This is a genomic window from Clostridium gasigenes, assembly GCF_017348895.1.
Lineage (GTDB): Bacteria > Bacillota > Clostridia > Clostridiales > Clostridiaceae > Clostridium > Clostridium gasigenes.
In genome coordinates, this window is sequence record NZ_CP071376.1 from 1,465,001 (window position 1) to 1,477,500 (window position 12,500).

Annotated in this window: 10 protein-coding genes, 2 tRNA genes, 2 rRNA genes and 1 pseudogene (2 of these 15 running past the window's edge); 14 read left to right on the forward strand and 1 reads right to left on the reverse strand. The window is 29.4% G+C overall.

From position 1 onward, the window contains the following. From J1C67_RS07070 to J1C67_RS07100, 7 genes are all read left to right on the forward strand, one after another. A 23S ribosomal RNA gene (locus J1C67_RS07070) occupies positions 1-1,298 on the forward strand (it extends 1,608 nt beyond the left edge of the window). A gap of 131 nt (positions 1,299-1,429) precedes the next feature. Beyond that, a 5S ribosomal RNA gene (rrf, locus tag J1C67_RS07075) occupies positions 1,430-1,546 on the forward strand. Between the two features lie 8 nt (positions 1,547-1,554). After that, positions 1,555-1,631: transfer RNA gene (locus J1C67_RS07080), tRNA-Ile, on the forward strand. Between the two features lie 3 nt (positions 1,632-1,634). Beyond that, positions 1,635-1,710, forward strand: a tRNA-Ala gene (locus tag J1C67_RS07085). Between the two features lie 259 nt (positions 1,711-1,969). After that, a complete protein-coding gene (locus tag J1C67_RS07090; RefSeq protein ID WP_167867633.1) occupies positions 1,970-2,110 on the forward strand; it encodes a hypothetical protein in 141 nt (46 codons plus the stop codon). A 286-nt stretch (positions 2,111-2,396) separates the two neighbouring features. Beyond that, the gene (locus tag J1C67_RS07095; protein WP_089973611.1) at positions 2,397-2,840 is read left to right on the forward strand and encodes a hypothetical protein; all 444 of its coding nucleotides are present in this window, start codon (positions 2,397-2,399) and stop codon (positions 2,838-2,840) included. 240 nt (positions 2,841-3,080) lie between these two features. Then, positions 3,081-3,527: a VanZ family protein gene (locus J1C67_RS07100; protein WP_167867634.1), complete on the forward strand. Its 447-nt coding sequence runs from the start codon at positions 3,081-3,083 to the stop codon at positions 3,525-3,527. A 112-nt stretch (positions 3,528-3,639) separates the two neighbouring features. Here J1C67_RS07100 and cls read toward each other — a convergent pair whose 3' ends face one another. Then, complete coding sequence (cls, locus tag J1C67_RS07105; RefSeq protein ID WP_167867635.1) at positions 3,640-5,073, reverse strand: cardiolipin synthase; 1,434 nt, start codon at positions 5,071-5,073, stop codon at positions 3,640-3,642. 516 nt (positions 5,074-5,589) lie between these two features. Between cls and wsfD the strand changes: the two genes are divergently transcribed. From wsfD to J1C67_RS07140, 7 genes and pseudogenes are all read left to right on the forward strand, one after another. Next, positions 5,590-7,083, forward strand: coding sequence for a glycan biosynthesis hexose transferase WsfD (wsfD, locus tag J1C67_RS07110; RefSeq protein WP_167867636.1), 1,494 nt, complete (start codon positions 5,590-5,592; stop codon positions 7,081-7,083). 20 nt (positions 7,084-7,103) lie between these two features. After that, entirely contained in the window at positions 7,104-8,948 is a 1,845-nt protein-coding gene (locus tag J1C67_RS07115; RefSeq protein ID WP_167867637.1) for an LTA synthase family protein, read from the forward strand. Positions 8,949-9,048: 100 nt separating this feature from the next. After that, on the forward strand, positions 9,049-9,414 hold the full coding sequence (locus tag J1C67_RS07120) for a GtrA family protein (protein ID WP_089973600.1): 366 nt from the start codon (positions 9,049-9,051) through the stop codon (positions 9,412-9,414). A gap of 95 nt (positions 9,415-9,509) precedes the next feature. Continuing rightward, positions 9,510-10,448 carry a glycosyltransferase family 2 protein gene (locus J1C67_RS07125; RefSeq protein ID WP_089973598.1) on the forward strand — a complete coding sequence of 313 codons (939 nt, stop codon included), beginning with the start codon at positions 9,510-9,512 and terminating at the stop codon, positions 10,446-10,448. 108 nt (positions 10,449-10,556) lie between these two features. Continuing rightward, a complete protein-coding gene (locus tag J1C67_RS07130) occupies positions 10,557-10,790 on the forward strand; it encodes a hypothetical protein (protein ID WP_089973596.1) in 234 nt (77 codons plus the stop codon). A 228-nt stretch (positions 10,791-11,018) separates the two neighbouring features. Beyond that, a pseudogene (locus tag J1C67_RS07135) lies at positions 11,019-11,492 on the forward strand (CinA family protein); the annotation flags it as partial. A gap of 238 nt (positions 11,493-11,730) precedes the next feature. Then, positions 11,731-12,500 carry the 5' portion of a CPBP family intramembrane glutamic endopeptidase gene (locus tag J1C67_RS07140; protein WP_089973592.1) on the forward strand. 163 nt of this gene lie beyond the right edge of the window, so only the first 770 of its 933 coding nucleotides appear in the window; its start codon is at positions 11,731-11,733; the stop codon falls past the right edge of the window.

Here is a 12,500-nt window from a genome sequence, read left to right on the forward strand (position 1 = left end):
AAGCATCTAGAAAGAGAAGTAGTGCCCGTACCGCAAACCGACACAGGTAGGTGAGGAGAGAATCCTAAGACCATCGGAAGAATTGCAGTTAAGGAACTAGGCAAATTAACCCCGTAACTTCGGGAGAAGGGGTGCCTGCGAGAGCAGGCCGCAGAGAATAGGCTCAAGCAACTGTTTAACAAAAACACAGGTCTCTGCTAAAGCGTAAGCTGATGTATAGGGGCTGACTCCTGCCCGGTGCTGGAAGGTTAAGGGGAATGCTTAGCGCAAGCGAAGGTGTGAACTTAAGCCCCAGTAAACGGCGGCCGTAACTATAACGGTCCTAAGGTAGCGAAATTCCTTGTCAGGTAAGTTCTGACCCGCACGAATGGAGTAATGACTTGAGCACTGTCTCAACTGCAAATCCGGCGAAGTTGTAGTGCGAGTGAAGATGCTCGCTACCCGCGATTGGACGGAAAGACCCCGTAGAGCTTTACTGTAGCTTAGCATTGAATTTCGGTATTGTCTGTACAGGATAGGTGGGAGACTGGGAAGCTAGGGCGTTAGCCTTGGTGGAGTCATCCTTGGGATACCACCCTGACAGTACTGAGGTTCTAACTGGACGCCATGAAACTGGTGACAGGACATTGTTAGGTGGGCAGTTTGACTGGGGCGGTCGCCTCCTAAAAAGTAACGGAGGCGCTCAAAGGTTCCCTCAGAACGGTCGGAAATCGTTCGAAGAGTGCAAAGGCAGAAGGGAGCCTGACTGCGACACCTACAAGTGGAGCAGGGACGAAAGTCGGACTTAGTGATCCGGTGGTACCTCGTGGGAGGGCCATCGCTCAACGGATAAAAGCTACCTCGGGGATAACAGGCTGATCTCCCCCAAGAGTCCACATCGACGGGGAGGTTTGGCACCTCGATGTCGGCTCGTCGCATCCTGGGGCTGTAGTAGGTCCCAAGGGTTGGGCTGTTCGCCCATTAAAGCGGCACGCGAGCTGGGTTCAGAACGTCGTGAGACAGTTCGGTCCCTATCCGTCGCGGGCGTAGGAAATTTGAGAGGAGCTGTCCTTAGTACGAGAGGACCGGGATGGACCGACCTATGGTGCACCAGTTGTTCCGCCAGGAGCATCGCTGGGTAGCTAAGTCGGGACGGGATAAACGCTGAAAGCATCTAAGCGTGAAGCCTCCCTCAAGATGAGATTTCCCATAGCATAAGCTAGTAAGACCCCTTGAAGAACACGAGGTTGATAGGTCAGAGGTGTAAGTATGGCAACATATTTAGCTGACTGATACTAATAGGTCGAGGGCTTGACCAATTTACAATAATTCATGTGCAATTTTCAGAGAACAAAACTCTGATAAAAAAATATAAGAGACTAAATTAATATTTAGAATCTTAAAATAACTGTTGACAAATAAGTTTAAAACAGTTATACTTAATAAGTAATCTGGTGATGATGGCGTAGAGGAAACACTCCTTTCCATTCCGAACAGGAAAGTTAAGCTCTACAGCGCTAATGGTACTGCACGGGCAGCTGTGTGGGAGAGTAGGACGTCGCCAGGTCAAAACTAGGATCTTTAGCTCAGTTGGTTAGAGCAACCGGCTCATAACCGGTCGGTCTGGGGTTCGAGTCCCTGAAGGTCCACCATATGGGGGTATAGCTCAGTTGGGAGAGCACCTGCCTTGCACGCAGGGGGTCGCAGGTTCGATTCCTGTTACCTCCACCATATTAAAAGTTACGATTTATATCGTAACTTTTTTTGCTTTAATTTAGATATTATTGTAACTGTCGAAAAAGAGAGTAAAAACTCTAAAAATTTAGTTATCAATTATTAATTATATATATTATAATTAATAATATATAGTAAAGGTTTAAATAGAGAATAAGATTATTTTTAACAAAACTGGTTTTCATTCATAAACTAGTAAGGTACTTAATGAATATAAAATCAAACAAAACAAACTTTGAAATGGGGAGTGTTTTTTGTGGGCAATAAATCTGGGTTAGAACAAAGGATAATAGAACTAAAATTAGAGAAAAGGGAATTGCTATTAGCAGGAAAGAATATAAATAAGATAGACGAATTAATAAAAGAAGTAGAAGAAGAGATAAAATGTTTAAGATAGGTTGAATAATTATAAGAAAGTTATTATTAGGGCATAAATACATATATGTATTTATGCCCTTTACATTTATAGAGCTAAAAAGAAAATAGACTAGAATATTACTAGTTATTTTAAAAAAGATATTTTAGGCATAGAAAATACTAAGAAGGGTTATATATTAGCAATTATAGAAATAGGTATAGAAGGATAATTAATAAGAATATAGCATATATTTAATAAAATAAACATATTAAGATATGAGGCATATATTTATGTTATTAATTGAGTAAGAGAGAGGTGAGCTTATATGATAAGAACTGTTGTATGTGAAAAAGAGGGATGCAGTGGTAGTAGATTCCATATAGTAACTGATAATAATGAAATAGTATTAACGTGTGACCAATGTAAGAGTGAAAATAAATATGATATAAGTTATTATGATTTCATAATGTTGTCAAATTGTTCTAAATGTAATAATGATACGTTTAAAGTATTTAAAGATACAGATAGAGATGGTGTTTATGCAACATGTACTGAATGTGGTGCGGTTCCTGAAAAAGTATATATAGATCCTGATGGAGCACAAGTATCATATGAAGGGAAATTATTAAATGATATAAAAGATACATTACACCTAGTAGAACAAAGGATGTGTAACTTAGAAGTTAAGGTACAAGATATAGAGAGAGGACAAGGAATGTTAGAGCAATCTTTAGCTTATATTAATAGATATTTAATAGATCGTGATTAATATCTATACAAGTTAAAATTAAATAGTGTATAATTTTTAAGGAGATTAATATATTATTTAATTTAGACATCTTTAAAAATATAATAGTAAATATGAGAGTTTATTTTATTTCATGATTTGTTTATTTAATACAGAATAGCACTACTACTAGTGTATTAAATTTATTTGTTTGTAATAAAATATATATCAAAGTAAAGTCTATTATTTTTGAGGATGCTTTAAAACTTAAGGAGAATAGATATGATCAGAAAAAACAAAGTGATATCATGGGTAATGTTATTAGTATGGATGGGAATAATATTCTTTATGTCCAATCAAACGGGTGAGGTATCAAGTAATCAAAGTGATTTGGTAATAAAAATATTTGAGTTTTTAGGTATAAGATTAGATTCGTATTTTGGAGAGCTAGCAACTTTTATAATAAGAAAAGCATCACATTTCACTGAATATCTAATTCTATTTTTGCTTTTATATAGAGTAAATTGTTTGTATATGGGTAAAAGAAATGCTAAATTATATACTTTATTAGGGGTTTTATTATATGCAGGTTCAGATGAAATTCATCAATACTTTATACCAGGTAGAGCAATGGCATTTAAAGACGTGATAATAGATATATCTGGTGGATGTATAGCTATGATTTTAACATGGATATATGAAAATGTTAAGTCAAATAAGGAGTCTTAAAAAAATAATAATATCTATATAAAAAGAGGGCAATTTTTCTAATCACTGTAATAGTGGTTAGAAAAATTCTCTTTTTTTAACGACGCTTATATTAGGATAATATTGGTTTAGGCTATAATATAGATGAAAATAATCTACATAGACCATTAATAAATCTATCTATTAGTGAACTTTTATCGAAGGTATCTAGATTAAAATCAGTGCAATTTTTAAGATCTTGTAAAAAAATGTTGTTTAAATCCTCAGTAACATATTTATCATATATTACTGTATTTATTTCATAATTCAATTCAAAACTTCTGATATCCATGTTAGCAGTACCTACAGTGCAAATCTCATTATCTACAGTAAGTATTTTTGAATGAATAAAACCTTTATTAGAATATAAATATACTTTTGCGCCACATCTAACTAATTCTGCTATGTAGGTAAGTGAAGCTCTATTTACCATAAAGTGATCTGCTTTTTTAGGATATATTATTTTTACAGTAATGCCGCTTAGTATAGCTATTCTAAGAGTATCAACAAGTGCTTCTGGCGGAATAAAGTATGGCGTAATAATATTTACTTCTGTTTTTGCCATACTGATCATCTTAATTATGCTTTGCATTATTGAAGGATATTCGGAGTCTGGGCCACTTTTTGTAAGTTGCATAACAGTCGAACCTATAGAGGTAGCTGTCTTGAAATAATTTTCAATATTACTTGGAATATTATAATCTTCATTGCAACTTTTTTTTACAATTGAATAGTCATCAAGAAACACTGATTGAAGACCAAGTACAAAATCACCTTTAATCATAAAATGGCAATCTCTCCAATTGCCAAGTTCACCCTTGCCTAAATACTCATCGCCAATATTAATACCACCTAAAAACCCAACTTCACCATCTATAACTATAATCTTACGATGATTTCTATAGTTAATTTGAGTGTTTATAATTCTTAGGAATGGAGCTAAAAAGTGGCTATAGAAAACTACTTCGACACCAGCAGATTTTAACTCTTTAACGTATCGATGACTTAACTTAGAAGAACCAATTCGGTCTATTATAAATCTAACGGTTATACCTTCAAGAGATTTTTTTATTAGAATATCCTTTATTTCGTTACCGATAACATCGTCTTTTACAATATAATATTCTAAATGTATATGATTAGTTGCTTTAAGCAATTCTTTCTTTAAGGCATCAAATTTTTCACTACCTCCATTTAGAACTTTAATGCTATTATTAGTGAACACCGGAGAATAAGAATTTGCTGCTAATAGTTCCATTAAAGATCCATATTTATTTAACTTATGAGAAAACTTTAATGGATATAATAACTCTTTTAAACTAAAGGAAATGGTTTTATCTAGTTTATTTATTTTCCAACTTCGACCTAAAAAAATATATAAAAGTAGGCCTATGGGAGGAAGAAAAATTAATACTAGAATCCAGGCAAGTGTTTTTTCAGGTCTTTTTTTTTCTAGAACAACTACAGTAGAGACTAAGATTATATTTATTAATAAAAAAAACAAAATAATTAATAATAATATATACATTCAAAGACCTCCATGACGATATCAATAATTTTATAAATTTACTATGATATATATTAATAGTATTTCCAGTTTATTAGTTAATTATCATCATAAGGCAAAAGAATGGAAGAATAAATTAGGGTTTATGTTAAGATTAAAAATAGTATTAAATAGACTATCATATCGACTTGTTATTTTTAAAAAGATTATTAATATAGAAATTGGATAGAATAAAAATAAAGCAAATATTAATATTATTGAAAATTATGGTATAATTGTAATGGAAAATACATTTTGATTATAAATACACACTATGAAGATATACAAATGAAAATATTCAAATTATGTAAAAAATAATAACTAAGTGAGCTGATAGAAAATAACAAGTTAAAGATTTTGAAGATATTTTGTTATAGGAGAAGAACTATAATACAAAATAGACCAGAATTTGATTAGTTATTTATTTGAAGTCTATTAAGGTTTCATGCATATGGATTAATTATTATTTTAATATTAGTTAGAAAGGAAATTAGATTAATGAGGTTAAAAAAAAGAAATTTATTTTACCAAAGAATATTATTTTTGATTTTAGCATTAATAATAATAAAGTATGTATTGTTTTCATATCCACAACCAGGGGTTGCTGATCAAGGAGATTTTCAAAGAGTTATGTCAGAGGGTGGGATAGGATTAATCAATGAAGATATTATAAATCTAGATTTTAAAAGATTTAACGAATATACAGTAACAGATTACTCTATTAAAGATAATGGATTTATTAAATTTGAAAGTAGTACTATTGGATATATAATATATTTTATATCACTTATTTGTAGGTCTATTGGAGAAGATGTATTTAAAACTCAATATTTAGCTGTAATTTACGTTATTATATATGTTTCAGCATTATATATAATAATGAAAAGTATGAACATAAAAAGCAGATTAAAGTTTGGAATTTTAAGCTTATTAAGTTTGTTCGTTTTTTTAGATGGAAATTATTTAATATGGTTTAACAGTCTATATGGTGAGCCTATGATGATTAGTACACTTATGTTATTTATCGCGGCATATAGTTCTTATGTTTATAAAAAATATACACTTAAAGATGATAATAAGATAATAGGTAGAATAGTATTTATATTTATTGCAGCATTTTTATTTGTAGGATCTAAAATGCAAATAATAACAGCCGTGCCTATGATAATATTTATGTTAGTTAAAGTATTATTGGATAATAGAAGGGTTATAAGTAAAGTTAATCTTGTGTGTTTATCAGTTTTCTTAGTTATAATATTAATATATCCTATGAGAATAACTATGAAAAATAAAGAGATGAGTAAAGATACTCAATATAATTCTGTGTTTTATGGAGTGCTTAATGGTTCAAATGATCCAAAGCAAGATTTAATAGATTTAGGATTAAATTCAGATATGTATGTTGAAGCTGGTAAACATGCTTATTTAAATCCAGATGAATATGTTAAATATGCACCTAAAACAGAAATAACTGAAAATGAATTCTATAGAAAGATGTCAAATGGAAAGTTAGCTAAGTTTTATTTAACGCATCCAATAAGACTTATAGAAGGAATGAAATATACTGCAAACCATGCATTTATAACAGGGACAGGTTTAGGTAAATATTCAAGAAGCTATAGTGAAGAATCTATAAGAGAATTTGATAAATTTACAATATGGTCTAAATTTAGAGAAAATAAATTTCCTAAAAATATTAGGTTTGTTATATTAATTTATACTATGATTTTTTCGGTTTCAATTTATAAATATGTTAAGAATAAAGGTAATAATGAAATTAGAAATAAGATATATATAATTTGGCTTCTAATATTTATAGCAGCACTACAATTCCCTATGCCTTTTGTAGGTAATGGAGAAGCTGATACTACAAAACAATTATTTCTATTCAACTTCATAACTGATGTAATTATTTTAATTTCTGTGTATTGGAGTATATCAAAGGGAATTGATTTTATAGGATGTAAATATAAAAGTATAAAATCGGTATAATGTGAAAGGTGCGTTAGATAATGAAGTTTGATTTGTTAAAATTCATATATTGTAATGCTAAGGATAAGATAAGGAGTAACTGGATATCTATATTTAGATTTGTAATTGTTATAGATATGTTAATAAAGACTACTGTATTTTTAACTATATTAGAAGAGAGAAAAGCTGATAAGTTAATAATAGACAATATAAGTATAAAGTTAAGTTTGGTACATTTGATGTATATTATTCTTGTTTTTTCTTTCGGATATTTACTTTCTTATAATAAGCAAATTATATATTATAATTTATTAAACATCTTTTATAGTATTTTGTTAGTTATGGATCTAGGATATTATAGAATGAATATGGATTTACTAGGTTTAAAAAACATTTTCTTTCCAGGAACATTTAATCCAATGAAGGGAGATATATTTATATTTAAATCATCTGATATACTATTTGTTATAGATATAATTTTAATAATAGTATGGATATTAGTATGTAAAATAATAAATAATGAAAAAAGAAATTTAATTAAATTTAGTGTAACATTTATAATGGCTATACTAGGCATATTTATTTCATTTATATCCTTAGATGTATTAAGCTTAGCAGGGTGGGATAGAAAAATGTTTGATCAAAGTTGGACAACTCTGATGTCAATTAGAGCACCAGGTCCAATAGGATATCATGGATATGAGGCTATAAGAACTTTGAAGAGGGTATTTCATAATCCTAAAGCTGAAGATATGAAGGAAATAGATGATTGGCTAGTAAGTAATAATGAGAACTTACCTGATAATGAGTATAAGGGTATGTTTAAAGGTAAGAATGTTATTTTTCTGCAAATAGAGTCTCTAGAAAATTTTGTTATAAATAAAAAGACCAATGGTAAAGAGATAACTCCTATTTTAAATAAGTTAATTAAAGAAGGCTTGTATTTTAATAATATATATGAGCAAAATAATGCAGGTAATAGTATAGATTGTGATTATATGGTTAATACATCTATATTTCCTTTGGGCGGGGATATTACAGCTTTAAATTATGGTGAAGTAGTTTATCCTAATTCATTACAGAGGGTTTTGAATAATCAAGGATATAAAACTATATCTACTCATCCTTTAGAACCTGGAGAGTTTAATTGGTTAGAACTTCATAGAAATGGATTTGGCGCTAGTGAAATTTGGGATGACGATGATTATTTTTATGATGAATATGTTGGGTATGGATTATCAGATAAAAGTTTTTTAAATCAATTAGCTTATAAGATTGATAAAATAAATGAGCCATTTTATCTTCATTCTTCTACGTTAACTAGTCATGGACCATTTAATATAGATGATGAATATAGGGTATTAAATTTACCTAAAAAAATAGATAAAAGTTACTTAGGTGGATATTTCGAGAGTATTAGTTATACTGATAGACAAATTGGTATGTTTATAGACAGGTTAGATAAAGATGGGTTACTTGATGATACAATAGTGGTTATTTATGGAGACCATGGAGGTGTACATAAATATTATAATGATGATATTAAAGATTTATGTTATGAAGGTAATTGGTGGAAAGAATACACTAAAGAAATACCTTTAATAATATATTCGAAAAATGGTCATAAGCAAGCGTTTAATAAGCACGGAGGACAAGTTGATATTATGCCAACTGTTTTATATTTATTAGGGGTAGAGGATTTTAATTATAAAAAAACTTCTATGGGTAGAGTTTTAGTTAATACAAATAGAGATGCAACTGTAATTAAGGGAAATATAATAAAAGGCCAGTGCAAAGATGAAGAAGAGAAAAACAACTTGTTAAAAGCTTATGATATTGGAGAAAAGATAATTAAGAATAATTATTTTAAATATAATAGAAATTGAAGATTAGGGAATTAAATTTAAGAGATTTGAAAGAAAATATATCATATTATCAGTAAATATTTTTTAAAAATCTTTAAGTTTAGATAGAAAGGATAGAATCATGGAGAAATTTATAAAGTTTGGATTAGTAGGGGTGTTAAATACTGCAATAACTATTGGGATATTTAATGTATTAAGATTTGTGGGTATAGACATAATTGTGGCTAATACAATCGGATATATTTGTGGAATAGTGAATAGCTATTTTTGGAATAATAGATGGGTATTTAAAAGTAATAGTAAAGATATAGCTACTGCTTGTAAGTTTATAGTAGTAAATATAGGAACAATGTTTATAAATAATTGCATATTAATTTTATTAGCGCAAAAGATAGGGATAAATGAGGTTATAGCACAAGGCGCATCTTTAGGATTAACAACTATAATTAATTTTATAGGTAATAAAGTGTGGACATTTAATAAATAAAGAAAATGATTAAGACGTAAGGTATGTATTTAAAAGTCAAAGTATTATTAGACATAAGTTTTAGTAAAACAAATAATTAGAGTGAAGGTGATTGTATGGGGAAACTTATATCGGTAGTAGTACCAATGTATTACGAAGAAAAAGTTGTAGGGGAATGTTATAGAAGATTATCAGAAGTAATGAATAATGTTAAATATAATTACGAATTAATTTTTGTTAATGATGGAAGTAAAGACAGAACTTTAAAAATGTTAAAGGAACTTGCAAAAGAAGATAATAGAATTAAAATAATAGATTTTGCAAGAAACTTTGGTCATCAAATAGCAGTCACAGCTGGAATTAAAGAAGCACATGGAGATGCAGTAATTATTATTGATGCAGATCTTCAAGATCCACCAGAGCTTATAGTAAATATGATAGATAAGTGGGAAAATGGATATGAAGTTGTATACGCTAAGAGAAAGAAAAGGGAAGGAGAAACTTTCTTTAAGGTATTAACAGCTAAATATTTCTATAAAATATTAAATGTAATGTCTGATATAGAGATACCAAAGGATACTGGTGATTATAGATTAATGGATAGAAAAGCTGTAGATGTATTTAATAGTATGCCTGAAAAAAATAGGTTTGTAAGAGGGATGGTTTCGTGGATTGGGTTTAATCAAACTTATGTAGAATTTGTTAGAGCAGAAAGATTTGCTGGAGAAACAAAATATCCTTTAAAGAAAATGCTTAAGTTAGCTGAAGATGGAATAGTATCATTTTCAAATAAACCAATAAAAATAATAGGCGGAATTGGTTTATTATTTGTTACTATATTCTTTATTCAAATAATATATGCAATTTGCAATACTATGTTTGGGAATAGAGTTAGTGTGATATTTTACTTATCAAGTTATATTAGTTTAATTGCAGGAATAATACTTGTAGCTATGAGTGTTTTAGGAACATATATAGGAAAAATATTTGATGAAAGCAACGGTAGACCATTATATATAATAAGAGAAAAAGTAAATTTTGAGTTAAATAAGTAAAGAGTAAGAACGGGAGTATATAAAAATAATATATGTATAAATAATTATTACCTGAACAAAATATATATAAGGCTAAGGGTTTAGCGCTTATCATATAGGAGGTTGCATATGCCAAATTATAAAATGGATATAAAGGGAGATTTAGGGGTTAGAGAATATAGTAATATATTTGACTATATGGGTGTTGTAGATAGTAAAGATACTTTTACCATTACATTAGAACAAAGTAAAAAAGAAGATCTAAATACAATAACCTCAATATTAAAGGGTAATAATTTTGAAATAGTAAATGAAGGGTTAAAAAATGACGGTGCCTATTATATTAATGCTAATAAAGAGTAGAGAATAGAGAAAAATTAGGATGGTTATTTTTTGAAGAGGATTAATTTATTAAATATAAATACAACTTCACGAGTCTTTTTTTAATTTTATAAAGTATAATATAATAAGAAGTAGTAAATGGTTGGTATAATTACTATATATTATTAGTGTAATATACTTTAAGTTAAGAGGGGGATTAGTATGACTAATGAAAAATTGAAATTTACAAAAGTGGATAAAAATAATAATTCAATAGAGTTTGTAGTGGCAAAGATTTTATGCAATAATGGGTTAACCGTTTCAACAGCAGAATCATGTACAGGTGGACTGGTTGCTTCAAAATTAATATCCTATCCAGGGATATCGGAAGTATTTAAGGAAGGGGCAGTTACATATTCAAATGAAGCTAAGATAAAAAGACTTGGAGTAAGTGAATTAACATTAGAAAACTTTGGAGCAGTTAGCTATGAAACAGCAATGGAAATGGTTCAAGGGATAGCAAGAGAGGCCGATACTGATGTATCAATTGCTACAACAGGAATTGCGGGACCTGGTGGTGGATCAGTTGAGAAACCCGTAGGATTAGTTTATATAGGAATAAAAGTAAAAGATAAAACTATAGTTAAGAAATTTGAATTTAATGGAAGCAGAGAAGAAGTAAGGAATAAAGCAACTTTTAGTGCTTTAGAAATGCTTGAAAAAGAACTAGAGATGTTTAAATAGAGAAGTGATTTGATAACTATAGCTTTATTAAATTGCTTTTAAATTAGTTTAATAAAGTTATATGGTACAAAAATAATCTCCTTTAAAACTAAAAGTCTTAAAGGAGATTACCTTTTGTATATAAATAAAATGGGGGAGAGGCGATTAACTGTGGAAGCTTACTCGCTTCATTAAAAGTATGCCCACACTAAGGATAAGTTATACAATAAATATAAAGAAAATATTATGGAGGATATATATGAAAAAAGTTTTTAAAGCAAATCTATATTTTTTAATTATATTATTATTAGAAATATTTTTACCTTACGGTTTAAGACCTATATACGAGAAGTTTGGGGTAAGTGATGTAAGAATATTATTGGTGTTAAGTCATGCAATAATATTTCTAATACCGGCAATTATTTATGTAATAGTAACTAAATCTTCAGCAAGAGATACTTTTAAATTAAATAAACTTTATTTAAAGGATGTATTATTAATAATATTATTAGGATTTGTATGTCAGCCAATTATGACATTCTTTGCCCTAATAACATCTTTCTTCTTTGAAAATAAAATTGGTGCATTTATGACTGGAATAGGATCAACACCATATATACTTCTTTTAATGTTAGTTGCAGTTTTACCAGCAATTACTGAAGAGGTTACTATAAGAGGTGTTGTACTATCCGGATATGATAATACCAATAAATATAAAGCAGCATTAGTTACTGGATTATTCTTTGGTATGCTACATTTAGATCCACAACAATTTTTATATGCAACAGTACTTGGATTTATATTAGCATTAGTGGTTAGAGCTACAAAAAGTATATTTGCAACAGCAATAATCCATTTCTTAATAAATGGAACATCAGTAACTATGCAAAAGTTAATTAATATTATTTTCGGTAAGGAATATCTAATGGAACAAGCAACAGAAAAATCAGTACAATCACTACCGATAAATGAAAAATTAATAATGGTTGCTGTATTTGGAGCCATAGCCATAGTATTTGCAAGTTTTGT